This window comes from Rhizobium sp. RCC_161_2 (assembly GCF_041355235.1).
In the GTDB taxonomy this organism is placed as follows: domain Bacteria; phylum Pseudomonadota; class Alphaproteobacteria; order Rhizobiales; family Rhizobiaceae; genus Rhizobium.
In genome coordinates this window covers 127140-143767 of the sequence record NZ_JBFUPL010000003.1, presented here as the reverse complement: position 1 = coordinate 143767, position 16628 = coordinate 127140, and the positions used below count along the sequence as shown (strand labels likewise).

The 16628-nt window shown below is 59.5% G+C and carries 13 protein-coding genes; 8 read left to right on the top strand and 5 right to left on the bottom strand.

Annotated elements, in window-relative coordinates; all coding sequences use genetic code 11:
* Nucleotides 1-40: 40 nt before the first annotated feature.
* On the bottom strand, nucleotides 41-772 hold the full coding sequence (locus tag AB6803_RS08515) for a LuxR C-terminal-related transcriptional regulator (RefSeq protein WP_371108469.1): 732 nt from the start codon (nucleotides 770-772) through the stop codon (nucleotides 41-43).
* Between the two features lie 446 nt (nucleotides 773-1218).
* Here AB6803_RS08515 and AB6803_RS08510 point away from each other — a divergent pair, with 446 nt between their 5' ends.
* A complete protein-coding gene (locus AB6803_RS08510) occupies nucleotides 1219-2166 on the top strand; it encodes a hypothetical protein (RefSeq protein ID WP_371108468.1) in 948 nt (315 codons plus the stop codon).
* A gap of 15 nt (nucleotides 2167-2181) precedes the next feature.
* Here AB6803_RS08510 and AB6803_RS08505 read toward each other — a convergent pair whose 3' ends face one another.
* A complete protein-coding gene (locus AB6803_RS08505) occupies nucleotides 2182-2694 on the bottom strand; it encodes a TIGR00645 family protein (RefSeq protein WP_371108467.1) in 513 nt (170 codons plus the stop codon).
* Nucleotides 2695-2862: 168 nt separating this feature from the next.
* Here AB6803_RS08505 and AB6803_RS08500 point away from each other — a divergent pair, with 168 nt between their 5' ends.
* A complete protein-coding gene (locus AB6803_RS08500; protein WP_371108466.1) occupies nucleotides 2863-4542 on the top strand; it encodes a formate--tetrahydrofolate ligase in 1680 nt (559 codons plus the stop codon).
* Nucleotides 4543-4586: 44 nt separating this feature from the next.
* On the opposite strand, the gene AB6803_RS08495 is transcribed toward AB6803_RS08500, so the two are convergent.
* Nucleotides 4587-5366, bottom strand: coding sequence for an extensin family protein (locus tag AB6803_RS08495; protein ID WP_371108465.1), 780 nt, complete (start codon nucleotides 5364-5366; stop codon nucleotides 4587-4589).
* A gap of 279 nt (nucleotides 5367-5645) precedes the next feature.
* Between AB6803_RS08495 and AB6803_RS08490 the strand changes: the two genes are divergently transcribed.
* The 4 genes from AB6803_RS08490 to AB6803_RS08475 all read left to right on the top strand — a co-directional run bounded on the left by AB6803_RS08490 (nucleotide 5646) and on the right by AB6803_RS08475 (nucleotide 13159).
* Complete coding sequence (locus tag AB6803_RS08490; RefSeq protein ID WP_371108464.1) at nucleotides 5646-7868, top strand: TonB-dependent hemoglobin/transferrin/lactoferrin family receptor; 2223 nt, start codon at nucleotides 5646-5648, stop codon at nucleotides 7866-7868.
* 410 nt (nucleotides 7869-8278) lie between these two features.
* The gene (locus tag AB6803_RS08485) at nucleotides 8279-9802 is read left to right on the top strand and encodes an ABC-F family ATP-binding cassette domain-containing protein (RefSeq protein ID WP_371108463.1); all 1524 of its coding nucleotides are present in this window, start codon (nucleotides 8279-8281) and stop codon (nucleotides 9800-9802) included.
* A 254-nt stretch (nucleotides 9803-10056) separates the two neighbouring features.
* A complete protein-coding gene (locus tag AB6803_RS08480) occupies nucleotides 10057-12246 on the top strand; it encodes an anthranilate synthase (RefSeq protein ID WP_371108462.1) in 2190 nt (729 codons plus the stop codon).
* Nucleotides 12247-12523: 277 nt separating this feature from the next.
* Nucleotides 12524-13159, top strand: a complete 636-nt coding sequence (locus tag AB6803_RS08475; protein WP_371108461.1) for a glyoxalase superfamily protein — start codon at nucleotides 12524-12526, stop codon at nucleotides 13157-13159.
* A 40-nt stretch (nucleotides 13160-13199) separates the two neighbouring features.
* Here AB6803_RS08475 and bluB read toward each other — a convergent pair whose 3' ends face one another.
* Entirely contained in the window at nucleotides 13200-13946 is a 747-nt protein-coding gene (bluB, locus tag AB6803_RS08470) for a 5,6-dimethylbenzimidazole synthase (RefSeq protein ID WP_371108460.1), read from the bottom strand.
* Nucleotides 13947-14269: 323 nt separating this feature from the next.
* Between bluB and emfA the strand changes: the two genes are divergently transcribed.
* Nucleotides 14270-15184: a CDF family cation efflux transporter EmfA gene (gene emfA / locus AB6803_RS08465; protein ID WP_371108459.1), complete on the top strand. Its 915-nt coding sequence runs from the start codon at nucleotides 14270-14272 to the stop codon at nucleotides 15182-15184.
* Nucleotide 15185: 1 nt separating this feature from the next.
* Nucleotides 15186-15650: a preQ(1) synthase gene (gene queF / locus AB6803_RS08460; protein ID WP_007692459.1), complete on the top strand. Its 465-nt coding sequence runs from the start codon at nucleotides 15186-15188 to the stop codon at nucleotides 15648-15650.
* A 62-nt stretch (nucleotides 15651-15712) separates the two neighbouring features.
* Here the strand turns inward: queF and AB6803_RS08455 are convergent, their stop codons facing one another.
* Entirely contained in the window at nucleotides 15713-16510 is a 798-nt protein-coding gene (locus AB6803_RS08455) for a DUF2076 domain-containing protein (protein WP_371108458.1), read from the bottom strand.
* Between the last annotated feature and the right edge of the window lie 118 nt (nucleotides 16511-16628).

Genomic DNA, 16628 nt, shown 5'->3' with positions numbered 1-16628 from the left:
AGGCCGGAGAGCTTGAAATTCCGGGGAGTTGTCAAAAGGACTAGCTGATCAATTTCAGCCGGATAGCCTTTGCGACGAGCTGGGTGCGATTGACGCAATCGAGCTTCTTGATCGCATTCATCATGTAGGCGTTGACCGTGTGGTCGGAGAGGGAAAGGATCTGGCCGATTTCGACCGAGGTCTTGCCCTGCGCGGTCCAGCGGACGACTTCCAGCTCACGGGCCGAAAGCATGTGCGGCACGGAGCCGTCATTGCGCTTGAGGCAATTATAGGTGTCGAGCGCCTGCAGCACGATCATGTTCAGCTCATTGAGCTCACTCTGGCCAAGGCTGCTGCGGTTGCCCATGAACCAGAAGACGAGGCGCTGCCCATCGGAAGAATTGATAGGGATTACAATCCCCATCGGACAATTGTGACTGAGCAGGAGGGCATGCAGTTCGCGCGGCAGCTCCATGTCCTGCGAGATGCCATTCTCGAGGAGGTGCCAGGCGCGCGGCATGACGGAGTCCCGAACGCGCAACAGCATCGGGCAACGGCGAAGCAACTGCTGGCGATCAAAGTCGCGCAAAAATTGCGGCTGGACCGAACCCTCGATGACGAGCGGGGTCAGTATGGAGTCTTCGGAAACCGGGGCGTTGATAAAGGCCACCTGGCTGAAGCCAAAGGCGGAACTTGTCCGTTCCAAAGCCTGTGCAAACGCCGTCTGTGTCCGGGCTGTGGCCAACTCGGCGGAAAGCAACAGTTGTCTCTCAGCAGTGATGAAATAGGACATGTGAATAATGGGCGCCTACAGCGTGTTGTCGCTATCAAATACTGGATTTTCAGGCGAATGCTAGACGCAAAAATACCACATATCCAGAAATAATTTCATTTCCATATATCTTAATATTGTAAATTGCTGATTTGTAATACTTTTTTAAAATGGCCCGGATACGGACGAAAAAGTTGTTTCTTTACTTCTTTCGTGCCGGTGCCAAAGTACGTCTCTCGAATACCGGGTAAAGGCAAATGGTCGGGTAAAACTGTCGGTAAGCCTCTGTGGCGGTGGCGTGTTTGGGTTGCTTCTGTAACATCTCAACCTTGCCGGTACTGGTGGCATCTATGCCGAGCGAAAATGGTCGGCATAGATGGACAGGCATTGATGCCAGCGTGCCTTGCGAAGGCCCAAAGCGATTGCTATCGGTTTTGCCATAACAATCGCTTCCAGGCATTTATTTCATGATCTTTCGTTTTTCACCGCGGCTTGTCGCATGCTGTTGCCGGCAGGCCTTGTGGTTCCTGGCGGCCACGTTTCTTCTGGTATCTTCCTTTATCTCGGCCGAGGCTGCCGGCTCCAGTGTAGGGCAGCCGATGGAATTCCTGCTGGTTCATGGCGATATGGCCAGCTGTCGGCCCGCCAATAGTTGCCCGGACTGGATTTCCGCCGAAGGGCAGATCATGGGGGATTCGCCCAGTAAGCTGCAAAAGCTGCTGAAACGCCTCGGCGGCAGGAAGTTGCCGATCGTCGTCAGTTCGCCTGGCGGCGATGTCCGGGCGGCCATGGAGATGGCCTATGCGATCCGCAAGCAGAAGCTGGCGATTGCGGTTGGCCGGACGCGCTCGCGCGATTGCCCCTATGCCGAGCCTATCTGTTCCGCGGCCCGCGCCAAGGATGGTTCCATCAAGGGCGAGACATTTTCGGTCGGCGCCATCTGTTTTTCGGCCTGCCCGCTGTTTTTCGCCGGAGGCGTCGAGCGGGTGTCGAGCCCCTTCGCACTCCTCGGCGTGCATCAGATCACCACGACCTATAGCGAAGTCCGCATCAAGTACCGCACGGAATACGAGACGGTGAATGGCAAGCGGAAGGTCCTTTCCAAGCGGGAGATCGGACGTCAGTTCGTCGGCAAGTACGACACCACCAAACTCGGCAGGCAGCAGAGGGCAAGGCTCACCGGTTTCCTGAAGAAGATGGGTGTGGATGAATCGCTCTTCGACCTGATGCTGGGCACTCAGCCCATCTCGATCCATCTCATTACGCAGATGGATGCGCTGAAGCTGCGGTTGACGACGGAGCTTGCCGCCGCCGATCAGCTCGTCGTTGCACGGGACTGCAAGGACAAGCAATCGATTGCGGACTGCGCGACACCGCCGCCAGCCGGCGCTGTCTCTGCAACGATCGGCGAATAATCGCGCTCCCAGACCTCAGACGTCCTTGCTGCCCTTAACTTTCGCCATGATCTTTTCGAGATAGCCGAGCAGGACTGCCGAGACGACAAAGGCCAGGTGGATGATCGTGAACCACATCAGCTTGCTATTGTCGTACTGGGTGGCATTGAGGAAAATCTGCAGCAGGTGGATCGAGGAGATCGCTACGATAGAGGAGGCGACCTTGATCTTCAGGCTGCCTGAATCGAGCTTACCGAGGAAGGAGACCTCGCCTTCGCCTTCATCGAAGCGGCTGACGAAATTCTCGTAACCGGAAATCATCACCATGACGATCAGGCTTGCCACGAGGGCAGCGTCAATGAGACCGAGGATCGCGAGAATCATGTCGGACTCTTCGTATTGGAAGACGTTGATGGTCACCTTGTAGAATTTGTAGCCGAACGAAACGGCATAGACCGCCAGCGAGGCCGCGAGGCCGAGATAGAAGACGACCAGAATCCAGCGGCTGGAGAGAATGATGCGCTCGACCAGTAATTCCAGGGACTTCATGTCTTTTCCTTTTTCGCTCGTCCAGCGCGGGACAATAGGTGGGCGACCGCCTCGCGGCAAGTCGGGGTAGTTTCACGGCGGACGACAATTCGCAGCTATTCACAGTGGATATTTATTGGGTTATCCCGATTGTGTGAATACCTCATGTCCAGGGCGGGACCGGTTATCATGGCAACGGTAAAATCCGACATAGAAATCGCGCGCGCCGCGAAGAAGCTGCCGATCATCGAGATCGGTGCGAAACTCGGCATTCCGGCCGAAGATCTCGCGCCTTACGGGCATGACAAGGCGAAGATCGGTGCCCAATTCATTGCCGCATTGAAAGGCAAGCCGGATGGCAAGCTGATCCTTGTCACCGCCATCAATCCGACGCCGGCGGGCGAGGGCAAGACGACCACGACCGTCGGCCTTGGCGACGGGCTGAACCGTATTGGCAAGAAGGCGATCGTCTGCGTGCGCGAGGCGTCCCTCGGTCCCTGCTTCGGCGTCAAGGGCGGGGCCGCCGGCGGCGGCTATGCGCAGGTCATTCCGATGGAAGATATCAACCTGCATTTCACCGGCGATTTCCATGCCGTCACCTCGGCCCATAATCTGCTGGCGGCGCTGATCGACAATCACATCTATTGGGGCAACGAAGAAAACATCGATGTCCGCCGCATCACCTGGCGGCGCGCCATGGACATGAACGACCGCGCACTGCGCGATATCGTCGCCTCGCTCGGGGGCGTGGCCAACGGCTATCCGCGCGAGGGCGGCTTTGACATCACCGTCGCCTCCGAGGTCATGGCGATCCTCTGTTTGGCTTCGGACCTGAAGGATCTCGAAAAACGGCTCGGCGACATCATCATCGGCTATCGCCGCGACCGCACGCCGGTCTATGCCCGCGATCTCAAGGCTGACGGCGCGATGGCGGTGCTGCTGAAGGATGCAATGCAGCCGAACCTGGTGCAGACGCTGGAGAACAATCCGGCGCTGGTCCATGGCGGCCCCTTCGCCAACATCGCCCATGGCTGCAATTCGGTTATCGCCACGCGCACGGCGCTGAAGCTTGCCGACTATGTCGTCACCGAAGCGGGATTCGGCGCCGATCTCGGCGCGGAGAAATTCTTTGACATTAAGTGCCGCAAGGCCGGACTTGCGCCGGATGCGGCGGTCATCGTCGCCACCGTGCGGGCGCTGAAGATGAATGGCGGCGTCAAGAAGGACGATCTCGGCCAAGAGAATGTAGAGGCACTGGTGAAAGGCTGCGCCAATCTCGGCCGACACCTCGCCAATGTCCGCAAGTTCGGCGTACCCGTCGTCGTTGCCATCAATCACTTCGTCTCGGATACCGATGCCGAGATCGAGGCGGTGAAGAATTATGTTGCGCGGCTCGGCGCCGAAGCCATCCTCTGCCGCCATTGGGCGGAGGGCTCGGCGGGGATCGAGGAGCTGGCCTACAAGGTGGTGGAGCTTGCCGAATCTGGCCAGGCGAAATTCCAGCCGCTTTATCCCGACAATCTGCCGCTGCTGGAAAAGATCGAGATCGTCGCGTCGAAGATCTACCATGCCGGCGAGGTGACCGCCGACAAGGCGGTGCGCGACCAGCTGCGTTCCTGGGAAGACCAGGGCTATGGCCATTTGCCGGTCTGTATGGCGAAGACGCAATATTCCTTTTCGACCGATCCGAATGTTCGTGGCGCCCCGGAGGGGCATATCGTACAGGTCCGCGAAGTGCGCCTCTCGGCCGGCGCCGGCTTCGTCGTCGTCATCACCGGCGAGATCATGACAATGCCCGGCCTGCCGAAAGCGCCGGCGGCAGAACGGATTTTCCTCAATGATCAGGGCTATATCGAGGGATTGTTTTAAGTTCTGATTCCGGTGGAACTGGGCATGCGCCGAGGTGACTGCTCTTAATGGCAGTATCGGAACTCGCCTTTCCTCTTCAATACATCCAGATGAAAATGCGTCTCGTGAGCGGCATCGCTATCCGGGTCGAGGACGGTTGAGAAATAGAGGCAGGCGGAGGCGCTGGCGGTGCGCTGGAACGCGCCGGTCAGCGTCGGGTCCTCGCGGCGCGGTTCGATGCCGATGGTCTTGCCGTTCTCGAAGGTGAAGCCGGCGATATCGACGGCATTGCCGCGCGCGTGTTCCGAGATCTTGCCGGTGGTGGCGTTGTTGCGCAGGCGGCAGATATAGGTCGAGGCCTGGTTGACCGTGACGATCCGGCCATTGTCCTTCAGCGTGGCGGCGGACGGTATCACGCTTTCCTTCATCCAATGGGCGAGCGCCAGGGCGGTCTCGCAGCGCATCGTGCCTTCCGGCTTCATCTGGATACCGGGCAGGGGCTCGGTGAGGGCGATCGGTTTGTCGATGCCGCACCCATTGCCGTCATCGATGCGAGGGATGTCCTTGAAGGTGGCACCGATGGCGGTCAGTTGCGCTAGGCAGGCCTTATGCTCGTCCTCCGATTCCGCCGCGATGGTCAGCGGGGGCTTGGGAGGCCCTTGCATTTCCCCGGCGGTTGGCTGGGTCTCGGGAACCGCCGGTTTGTCCATGGGCGTGGGTGGCTCGGCGGAAGGTTGGACTTGCTCGCGATCGGGTTTTTGCTGTGGCAGCGGGCCGGTTTGGGGGAGGGATGCTGCGGTCAGCACGATGATGGCGGTCGTGGCGGAGATGATCCGGAATAGCATCAAGTATTTCACCTGTTTCTAACGATGGCATGGTGGAAACGCTCGACGCGGTGATTTCGTTGCAATTCAGCAACTCTACCGATCCACTTTTAAACATGAGAATTTTATTCATAATTATCTTGAGTGGATATATTGACAATAATACTCATGTTTTTTAATGCGGCAGAAAGAAGGCGGAGTTTTTCCGCTTTGTTAGCAGAATGAGCCTAGCCAGCCCCTTGCAAGCCCTAGAAGCAGCAACCAGCCAGCCCGGTAAAAAGCAATTCGAAAGGAATGGTTATGGTTGTCCGGCGATCCCGCTCGGTTCTCTTGGCATGCACCGCGCTTCTGGCCCTTGGGCTTTGCACGGCGTCTTATGCGCAGACTGCAACGCAGAATGATACGGCCACAGACGATGCGGCACCGAAAGGCGACCGCGTCACGGCTCTGAAGCCGATCGTCGTCAAGGGCAAGGCGGCAAAGGATGTGCTTGCCGACTCACCGACGACCACCGAGACGACGGCGCAAGAGATCGACGACAAGCAGATCACACGTATCGAGGATCTCGGCCGTAGCACCGAGGTTGGCGTCGGCTATAACCGTACCACCGGCGGCATCAACATTCGCGGCCTTGGCGATGACCGTGTATTGACCACGGTCGACGGCATCGAGATCCCCTACATGCTCGATGTCGCCCGTGGAGCGGACGGAGGCGTCAACAGCTTCGATTTCAACTCGCTTTCGAGTGTCGATGTCGTACGCGGCGCCGACTCCAGCCGCGCCGGTTCGGGCGCTCTCGGCGGCGCCTTCGTACTGCGCACGTTGGAGCCGGAAGACTTGATAACCCCCGGTTCCACTTGGGGCGGCGTCTTCAAGTTCGGCTATAACGGCGATGACCGGAGTGTCGGTGGATCGGCGGCGGTTGCCAAGCGCATCGACAATACTGCCGTTCTTTTCGAGGGTGGTTACACCCATGGTCATGAGCTTGAAAACAACGGCGACGTCGGCGGCTATTCGACCAAGCGCACCAAGGCAGATCCAGCCGATTACAATCAGAGAAGCGGTCTCTTCAAGATCCGCCAGTATACCGACATCGGCACCTTCGGCATCACGGCGGAGCACTACAATAAAGATAAAGACATCGATGCAATGCACTCTCAGAGCCTGACCGGGAACCTTCGGCCTGGTAATTACGATACGAGCGACAATACCGAACGCAACCGAGTTTCTCTCGACTACAAGTACGAAGCTGAAAGCGCCGATTCCCTCCTCGATACGGCCAATGCAGTCTTCTATTGGCAAAATGTGCTGCGTGAAGAAGGCCTCAACGGCTATCGCTACACCTCTGTCATTGGCGACTACTCGCGCAGCAACGAAATGGAAGACCGCACCATCGGCTTCAACGGCAACGCCTCGAAGTCCTTCGATACCGGCAGCCTGCATCACAAGGTCACCTTCGGTCTCGACACCGCTTTCGGCAAGGTGCATCAGTACTCTGCAGGTGTGGACGCTTGCGGTCCCGCCCGCTGGGCTTTCTCTTGCTCGTTTCTGCACACCAATCAGTCTGATATGCCCAATGTCGACAGCAAGCGCGTCGGCGCTTTTATCGACGACAAGATCGAGATCGGTTCCAGTGGCTTCTCGCTGACACCCGGCTTGCGCTTCGACTGGTATGATTATGCGCCGAAGAACACGGATGCCTATCGCGGCAGCGCCAACTATAGCGGCCTGCCGTCCGGCCAGTCCGACAGCCGGTTCTCGCCGAAGCTGCGCGCGGCATACCAGCCACAGGACAATGTCGAGTTTTATGCGCAATGGGCCATGGCCTTCCGCGCTCCGAACGTCAGCGAGCTTTACGTGAACTACGGCGTGCCCGGCGGTTATGTAAATTACGGCAATCCCGATCTGAAGCCGGAGACCAGCAACGGCATCGAAATCGGCACCAACCTCGGTGACGATGATTTCGGCGGCCACATCGGAGCGTTCTATAACAAATACAAGAACTTCATCGACACGGAAGTGTCCCGCGATCCGACCGGCACCTATCCGCTGGGGATCACCGAATACTTCAACCGCGCCAATGTCCGTATGTTCGGTATCGAGGTCAATGCGCACAAGAAGTTCGACAACGGCATCCACATCAAGGGCTCCCTTGCCTATGTTAACGGCAAGGACTCCGACAGCGGCGAATGGATCGACTCCGTCGCACCCGCCAAGGCGGCCTTTACTGTGGGATATGCGGCGGATGTCTGGGGAACCGACCTGACCTTCATCACGGCGACCAGCGAGCCGAAGAAGGATAGCGACAACTTCCGCGCCCCAGGCTACGGCATCTTCGATCTGACAGGCTGGTGGGAGCCGGAACAGGTGAAGGGCTTGTCGCTGCGCGCCGGTGTCTACAACATCTTCAACAAGACCTACTACGACGCGATCAACGTCGCTTCCACGGGTCTTACGCAGCCCTCGGCCTATTATTCCGAGCCAGGCCGGACCTTCAAGCTGACGCTGACGCAGAAATTCTAAGCGGTCTTTATCCACGCGGCAAACTTGGGCGGTGCTTCGGCATCGCCTTTTTTGTTCTTTGAGCTCGGCATCGGAAGGCTGCGTAATTGAAAATCGCAATGTTCGGTGTTATTGGAAACACGTAGTTTTTAACACTTTGAGAGAAAGAGAGAGGAGGACCGTATGACTAAGATAGTCTGGCATATTCGCCAGTTCGGTCCGACTCAGGCCCTGCAAATGCGTTTGCAGGGCTGATCAGAGGCTGTCACTCACTCATTTCCTTCTGGTCTGCCCTTGTGGGTATCGCAGTGCCGAGCTTTACGTTCGTGCGGCTGCGTCATGATGATTTACCGAACAACATCCGCTTGCGTGGCGACAAGGCGTCTCTGATCGACGCCGATGTCTTGTTCGGGTCAGACCGGAAGAAGACCATGACTCTGATCAATCTCCGCAATTTCGGCATCACCCTGGGTGTGCCGCTGATCTCCAATCTCAATTTCACCGTCACGGCAGGCGACCGCATCGGCATCGTTGCAGCCAACGGGCGGGGCAAGTCGACGCTGCTCAATTGCATTGCCGGCAGGCTGGAGCCGACGGTGGGGGATATCACCCGTTCGCGCGGCCTCACGGTCGGTTATGTCGAACAGAATGTGCCCGCCGATCTCGGGAATGTATCCTTCTATGATGCGGTTCTTCGTGCTCTGCCGGCCGAGCAGGCCGAGAGCGAGGGTTGGCGCGTTGATGTCACGCTTGATTCACTCGACGTGCCGGAGGTGCTGCGGCAGAGGGCGCTCTCTCAGCTCAGCGGTGGCTGGCAGCGGCTGGCGATGCTTGCCCGCGTCTGGGTGACCGAGCCTGATGTGCTGCTCTTGGACGAGCCGACCAACCATCTCGATCTCGCCAAGATCGCCCTGCTGGAAGATTGGCTGAACGCTCTGCCGCGTGATGTGCCGGTGCTGATCGCCAGCCATGACCGTGCCTTTCTCGATGCCGTGACCAACCGCACCCTGTTCTTGCGCCAGGAGCAATCGCAGAGCTATGCCTTGCCCTACGGTAGGGCGCGGGCGGCGCTGGATGAGGCGGATGCCTCGGATGAGCGGCGTTTCCAGAAAGACATGAAGGTAGCGCAGCAACTGCGCAAGCAGGCGGCAAAGCTCAACAATCTCGGCATCAATTCCGGCAGCGACCTGCTGACGGTGAAGACGAAGCAGCTGAAGGCGCGGGCCGAACGATTGGAAGAGGCGGCTCGACCGGGCTATCTGGAGCGTTCGGCGGGCGCGATCAAGCTTAGCAATCGCGGCACTCAGGCGAAGATACTGGTGACGCTTGACGACGCCTCGGTCGAGACGCCTGATGGCACACCGCTGTTCAGGACCGGCAAGCACTGGATTTGCCAGGGTGACCGTATCGTCCTGCTTGGAGCCAACGGTGCCGGCAAGACCCGGCTTGTCGAGATGATCCACAAGGCCATTGCCGATCAGGCCACGTTGGGGGCAGTCAGGGCGACACCATCGCTGGTGCTCGGCTATAGCGATCAGGCCCTCTCTAATCTCGGTCAGGGTGATACGCCGCTTGGCGTGATCACGCGGCTGTTCGAGCTTGGTGAGCAACGGGCTCGTACGCTGCTTGCTGGTGCTGGCATGGGCATCGACATGCAGGGCCGCGCCATCGGCAGGCTGTCGGGCGGGCAGAAGGCCCGGCTGGCGATGCTGGTGCTGCGGCTCACCAACCCTAACTTCTACCTGCTCGACGAGCCGACCAACCATCTCGACATCGACGGGCAGGAGGCGCTGGAGGGAGAACTGATGGCGCAGGAGGCGAGCTGCCTCCTCGTCTCCCACGACCGCAGCTTCGTCCGCAACATCGGCAACCGTTTCTGGCTGATCGATCGGAAGCGGCTGATCGAGGTGGAAGGGCCGGAGGCGTTTTTTGCGGAAGCCGGACGGCGGGACTAAAAGGAGCGCGGGCAGAGGCGAATATCGTTTCTGCCCGTTCTCTGAGATTGCAGCTTGCGCATCACGTCATCTCACGCTAACAATTCGCACCATGAACACGTCCTTGAACAACATTGCAGTTTGGTGGTGGGCTCGCTAAGGCGGCCTCGACCAATCGTGTTCAAAGACGACGAGTGAGCCGCCCGAGATTTCGAGGCGGCTTTTTTGTTATATTGGCCGTCTGTCATCCGGGCCTGATAACGGAGTGAGGAACAATGGTAACGATCCTTCGGGATGATGGTGCGGAAATCTACGAGACCAAGGGCGGGATCACCGTCACCCGGCAACGTAGGCCTACGCCTTATGCGGATGCGGTTTCGTCCTATATCGACAAGCTCGACGAGCGCCGCGGCGCGGTGTTTTCATCGAACTACGAATATCCCGGCCGCTATACCCGTTGGGATACCGCCGTCGTCGATCCGCCGCTCGGCCTGTCCTGCAATGGGCGCGAAGTCTGGATCGAAGCCTATAACGAGCGTGGCGAGGTCATTCTCGGTTTCATCGCCGAGAAGCTGAAGACGGTTTCCGAAGTGACGCTCGGCGCCTCGACGCCGCGCCGCCTCGACCTGACGGTGAAGACGCCGGACCGCGTCTTTACCGAGGAAGAACGCTCGAAGATGCCGACGGTGTTTACCGTGCTGCGCGCCGTGACTGATCTCTTCTATTCGCAGGCCGATGCCAGCATCGGCTTTTACGGTGCTTTCGGCTACGATCTGGCCTTCCAGTTCGACGCCATCAACCTGAAGCTCAAGCGTCCGGATGACCAGCGCGACATGGTGCTTTACCTGCCGGATGAAATCCTGGTGGTCGACAACTATTCCGCCAAGGCGTGGATCGATCGCTACGATTTCGCCAAGGGCGGCGTTTCGACCGAGGGCAAGGCCGGCGATATCGCTCCAGAGCCGTTCCACCATACAGACGCCATTCCGCCGAAGAGCGATCATCGTCCCGGCGAATATGCGGAACTGGTGACGAAGGCGAAGGAAAGCTTCCGCAAGGGCGATCTTTTCGAAGTCGTGCCCGGCCAGAAGTTCATGGAGCGCTGCGACAGCAAGCCGTCGGATATTTCCAAGCGGCTGAAGGCGATCAATCCGTCGCCCTATTCCTTCTTCATCAATCTCGGCAATCAGGAATATCTGGTCGGCGCTTCGCCTGAGATGTTCGTGCGCGTCTCCGGCCGCCGCATCGAGACCTGCCCGATCTCCGGCACGATCAAGCGCGGTGACGATCCGATCGCCGACAGCGAGCAGATTCTGAAGCTCCTGAATTCCAAGAAGGATGAGTCCGAGCTGACCATGTGCTCCGACGTCGACCGCAACGACAAGAGCCGCGTCTGCGAGCCAGGCTCGGTCAAGGTCATCGGCCGCCGGCAGATCGAGATGTATTCGCGCCTTATCCACACGGTCGACCATATCGAAGGCCGCCTGCGCGACGACATGGACGCCTTCGACGGCTTCCTCAGCCATGCCTGGGCCGTCACCGTCACCGGCGCACCGAAGCTCTGGGCCATGCGCTTCATCGAGAGCCATGAGAAGAGCCCGCGTGCGTGGTATGGTGGTGCTATCGGCATGGTCGGCTTCAACGGCGACATGAATACCGGCCTGACGCTGCGCACCGTGCGTATCAAGGACGGTATCGCCGAGGTGCGTGCCGGCGCGACGTTGCTCAACGACTCGAACCCCGAGGAAGAAGAAGCTGAAACCGAACTGAAGGCCTCCGCCATGCTATCCGCCATCCGTGATGCCAAGACCGGCAATTCCGGCAAGCAGCAGCGCGACGTCGCTTCCGTCGGTAAGGGGGTGAAGATCCTGTTGATCGACCACGAAGACAGCTTCGTGCACACGCTGGCGAATTATTTCCGCCAGACGGGCGCCACGGTTTCGACTGTGCGTACGCCGGTGCCGGAAGAGGTCTTCGACCGGCTGGATCCGGATCTGGTGGTGCTGTCGCCCGGTCCTGGCAATCCTAGGGATTTCGACTGCAAGGCGACCATCAAGAAGGCGAGGGCGCGCAATCTGCCGATCTTCGGCGTCTGCCTGGGACTGCAGGCGCTGGCCGAAGCCTATGGCGGCGAGCTTCGCCATCTGGCGCTGCCGATGCACGGCAAGCCGTCGCGCATCCGCGTGTTGGAGCCGGGTCTTGTTTTCTCCGGCCTCGGCCGGGAAGTCACCGTTGGCCGCTATCACTCGATCTTCGCCGATCCCTCGACCCTGCCGCGTGATTTCATGATCACGGCGGAAAGCGAGGACGGCACGATTATGGGCATCGAGCATGTCAAGGAGCCGATTGCGGCGGTGCAGTTCCACCCGGAATCGATCATGACGCTCGGCGGCGACGCCGGCATGCGGATGATCGAGAATGTGGTGGCACATCTGGCGCGCCGGGCGAAAACCAAGGCTGCTTGACGCCAAGAGCCGTCAGCCTCGAAATTTGGACACGCACCCCCATGCATTCTGAAAAGGTGCATGGGGTTGTTTTGTCTTAGCAGAGCCAACAACTCGCCACCTCATTGATGATAGTGATGAGTATCTTGCTGTAAGTCTTGCGCACATAGCCATGCCTTAGGGCGGTTTGACTTGCCTTGGGTTGTAAATTAATCTTTTCGCGTTCCTGTGGGGCACATCGGCATTGAGGCCGAAAGGGCTAGGCCCGCCCGCTGATAACCTCAGCAGGAGTCTGTCCATGCCAACCCTCGATACCTATCGCAAACAAGCCAAGCTGCTGATGCGCTGGCACCGTGATCGTGACTATTCGATTGGTGGAAGAGTTCGAGTGCTCGACCGTTTCAGCGCGTTGACGGATCGTGAGATCCTGGCGATGAAATTCCCGCTGGCGCTGGCCCAAGAGATTGTTGCGGTCGAAGCAGGCCACAAAAATTGGGCCGAGCTGAAGGCCGCGGCAGTGGATGCGCCGAAGACGCCAGCCGCATCAGCCGAACCGCCGGCTTTCAAGAGCGTCGTGCCGATCCTTTTCGTTCGCGATGTGACGGCCAGCGCGGCCTTCTTCAGGGACAGGCTGGGTTTCGTGGCAGAATTCCTGCATGGCGCACCGCCGTTCTATGGAGCAGTGTCGCGGGACGGCATCTGGATTCACTTGCGGCTCGTCTACGAGCCCTATTTTGCAGCGGCTGCGGCCAAGGAGACGTCGCTCATTCTGGCTTCGATCGAGGTTTCGAATGTCCAGGGATTGTTTGAGGAGTTCAAGGCCAGGGGCGTGGAGTTCGCACAGCCGCTAACCAAGCAGGCATGGGGTGGCACCGACTTTCATGTGCGCGATCCGGATGGCAACGTGATCTCGTTTGTCGCGTTCAGATCGTGACGCTTGAAGCCGTTTGGGGTTGCCGGAGAGCGGCGGCCCCTTACATGTCCTCGCAGTCCTGCCAGCCTTCCTCGAAGACAAGCTTGTCGAGCGGCAGGCGATCGCGCCAGCCCTTCACGGCAAGTTCGGGCATATCGTAGAGTTCGTCGACATAGCCGACGCAGAGCCAGGCGACGATTTTGACATGCTCCGGTATGTTGAGGATCGTCTTGATGGCGTCCTCATGGAAGATGCTGACCCAGCCGACGCCAACGCCTTCGGCGCGGGCCGCCAGCCATAGATTCTGAACGGCGCAGACTGTCGAATAGACGTCCGTTGCGGGATTATGCGTGCGCCCGAGCACGACAGGACCGCCGCGCTGGGTATCGCAGGTAATACAGATGCTGAGCGGCGCCTTGCGGATGCCTTCGAGCTTCAGCCGCTGATATTGCGCGCGGCGATCCCCCTCGAACATCAGGCAGGCTTCCTCATTCGCCTGGCTGAACGCCTGCCAGACGCGTTCCCGCGTCTCGGCCTGCCTGATCATGATGAAATTCCACGGCTGCATGAAGCCCACGGAAGGCGCATGATGGGCCGCCTCGAGCAGGCGGCGGACGAGGTCTTCGGGGAGGGGATCTGAGCGGAACTGGTCGCGCACATCGCGGCGGGTTTCGATGGCGTGATAAACTGCGGCGCGTTCGGCTTCCGAAAAGGCGCATGCCGCAATCAGATGATCCAACTCCTTTGGCAACGCGTCGGTGGCCGGAGGAAGGGTGTTCGGATCGGTGCGATCATCAAGAGCGGGCATGTTCAACCATGGTTTTACCGAGGGCGGCGATGTGTTGGGCTAATATATAGCTTAGTGCGCGATCACGCGGGAAACTACCAGCATGATTTTCACTGGCGAGCCCGCGAGCGGTTTGGCACCTTGGCCCCGTTTAACCGGTGTATTGGGGATAAATTGTGGTGTGCGAGGCACAGGTCATCCTTTGACAAATGGCGCGTTCTGCACCATATGAGCCCCCAATGAGCCGCCTGCGCGATTTTCGCGCGGGCGGTTTTGCATTTCAATGGCGCTGTTTTTGCAATTCATTCGCATATGCATGGGCCGCATCCGCATTGGAGATACGCATGAACGAGCAGGGCAACCAGACGATACGGCGACTGGCCTTCTGGGGCATTCCGCTATCTCTCGGCGTCATGGGGCTGAAGATGGCCGCCTGGTGGGTGACGGGCTCCGTCGCGCTGCTGTCGGACGGCCTTGAATCTCTCGTCAATGTCGTTGCCGCCTTCATCGCCTTCTTCGTCATCCGCTATGCGCAGAAGCCAGCCGATCACGACCATCCCTTCGGCCACCACAAGGCGGAATATCTTTCCGCCGTCACTGAGGGCGTGATGATCGTCGTCGCGGCGCTGATGATCGTGCAGGAGGCGGTAGGACATCTCGGCAATCCGCAGCCGATGCAGGCGCCTGTCCTCGGCCTTGCCATCAACCTCGTTGCCGGCGTCATCAACGCCTTCTGGGCGCTGACGCTGATCCGCGCCGGCCGGGAGCATCGCTCTCCGGCGCTGACAGCGGACGGGCAGCACATCATGTCGGATGTCTACACCTCGGTCGGCGTGCTCATTGGCCTGCTGCTGGCGCTTGGCACCGGCTATCCGATCTTCGACCCCGTACTTGCCATTCTCGTCGCGATCAACATTCTCTATCAGGGCTGGAGGGTCATCTCCACGTCCATCGACGGACTGATGGACAAGGCCGTTCTGCCGGAGGAGGAGACTGTGATCAAGGAGGCGATCGCGACGCATGCGGATGGGTCGCTCGGCGTGCACGATCTGAAGACGCGCCGGGCAGGGGCCGTCACCTTCGTCGATTTCCACCTTGTCGTGCCCGCCGCCATGCCGGTGCGTGACGCACATCGTATCTGCGACCGCCTTGAAGACGCCATACGGGCAATCCATGCGGGCGCGGAAATAACCATTCATGTGGAACCCGAGGGCGAAAAGGCCCACGGCATCCGCGTCAAAGTGATCAAGGAGACCTGATATGCCCAAGACCGATGTTTCCGGCCTGTCGATGCTCGGCAACCAGACCGAAACGGCCGCGAACCCCGAGGTGGCCGTTCTCGAGAAGGTGCCGGCCGGCCACGCCGGCACGGATTATGTCGTGCGCTTTACCGCGCCGGAATTCACCTCGCTCTGCCCGATGACCGGCCAGCCCGATTTTGCCCATATCGTCATCGACTACGTGCCGAACGAATGGCTGGTGGAATCGAAGTCGCTGAAGCTCTTCCTGCATTCCTTCCGCAACCACGGCGCTTTCCACGAGGACTGCTCGATCTACATCGCCAAGCGACTGGTGGAACTGCTGGAGCCGAAGTGGCTGCGTATCGGCGCTTATTGGTATCCGCGCGGCGGCATTCCGATCGACGTTTTCTGGCAGACGGGTAAGCCGCCGGAGGGCGTGTGGCTGCCCGATCAGGGCGTGCAGCCCTATCGCGGGCGCGGTTGAATTGAAAAAGGCCGCTATCCCGAGGGAGGCGGCCTTTTCTTATGGGTCAAAGACGATTGGCCTCAAGCAAATGAGCTGTCGTCGCCGCTATTGTCGAACGAATCGTCATTGGCGTCGTCCTGAGCGTCCTGGGCAGCATCTTGGGCGTAATCGGCCGCGCTCTGATCATTCTGATCGTCGTTGCCGTAATAGTTGTTGATGACCGTTTCCTGGGCCGGCTGTCCGGCAATGCCGGCAGCGGTGCCAGTGCCAGCGCCGCCAAAGAGGCCGCCAAGACCGCCGGCAGCGGAACCACCGAGATGGGGGCTGAAGAGGCTTGAGAGCGATTCGGCCAGCATCACGCCGCCGGCGACGCCGGCTGCCGTGCCAAGGGCTCCGCGCAGGAAGCCGCCGCCAGCCGAGGCTGGTGCGGCCTGTTGGCTCCAGGGGCCGGACGGTTGCGGCTGGCCGCTCCATGGGCCGGGCTGCGGCTGGGCATTCCGCGCGTAATCGTCATAGGGACGACCTTGCTGTTGCGGATAGCCGGCCTGAGGGGCTGGACCGCGCTGTTGCTGCTGGCCACCGCCGAAGAGCGAGCCGAGGCCGCCGAGGAAGCCGCCGCTTTGGCCTTGCTGATGGTTGTCGGCGCCCTGCTGCTCCAGTTCGTGCACGCGGGCTTCAAGCTGCTGGATACGGTCGGCCGCAGCCTTCATGCCCTGTTCCTGCATAATGACGGCCTGCGCCAGGAAATAGGGGGCATAGGGTTGGTCGTGAACCGACTGATTGATGAATGTTTCAGCGTCTGCATCGCGCTGGGTGCCGGCGGCGGAGCGAACGCGATCGAAGAGAGACGCGAGCAATTGACGTTCTTCAGGCGACATGATGGCCTCCTTGGCAATCTGTTGCTGCAAATTCGGGGCGCGATTCCTTTCGCGCTGACCTGACGTAGGATGCAATTTCGGTTTTTCAAAGCCGCGGCAAGTTACATTTCGGTAACCC

Bases quoted from the DNA above. Each gene is read 5' to 3' on its own strand.
- bluB (WP_371108460.1), bottom strand. From the start codon at position 13,946: ATGCCCGCTCTTGATGATCGCACCGATCCGAACACCCTTCCTCCGGCC.
- queF (WP_007692459.1), top strand. From the start codon at position 15,186: ATGCCCAAGACCGATGTTTCCGGCCTGTCGATGCTCGGCAACCAGACC.
- AB6803_RS08505 (WP_371108467.1), bottom strand. From the start codon at position 2,694: ATGAAGTCCCTGGAATTACTGGTCGAGCGCATCATTCTCTCCAGCCGC.
- AB6803_RS08485 (WP_371108463.1), top strand. From the start codon at position 8,279: ATGACTCTGATCAATCTCCGCAATTTCGGCATCACCCTGGGTGTGCCG.
- AB6803_RS08475 (WP_371108461.1), top strand. From the start codon at position 12,524: ATGCCAACCCTCGATACCTATCGCAAACAAGCCAAGCTGCTGATGCGC.
- AB6803_RS08495 (WP_371108465.1), bottom strand. From the start codon at position 5,366: ATGCTATTCCGGATCATCTCCGCCACGACCGCCATCATCGTGCTGACC.
- AB6803_RS08510 (WP_371108468.1), top strand. From the start codon at position 1,219: ATGATCTTTCGTTTTTCACCGCGGCTTGTCGCATGCTGTTGCCGGCAG.
- AB6803_RS08455 (WP_371108458.1), bottom strand. From the start codon at position 16,510: ATGTCGCCTGAAGAACGTCAATTGCTCGCGTCTCTCTTCGATCGCGTT.
- AB6803_RS08480 (WP_371108462.1), top strand. From the start codon at position 10,057: ATGGTAACGATCCTTCGGGATGATGGTGCGGAAATCTACGAGACCAAG.
- AB6803_RS08515 (WP_371108469.1), bottom strand. From the start codon at position 772: ATGTCCTATTTCATCACTGCTGAGAGACAACTGTTGCTTTCCGCCGAG.
- emfA (WP_371108459.1), top strand. From the start codon at position 14,270: ATGAACGAGCAGGGCAACCAGACGATACGGCGACTGGCCTTCTGGGGC.
- AB6803_RS08490 (WP_371108464.1), top strand. From the start codon at position 5,646: ATGGTTGTCCGGCGATCCCGCTCGGTTCTCTTGGCATGCACCGCGCTT.
- AB6803_RS08500 (WP_371108466.1), top strand. From the start codon at position 2,863: ATGGCAACGGTAAAATCCGACATAGAAATCGCGCGCGCCGCGAAGAAG.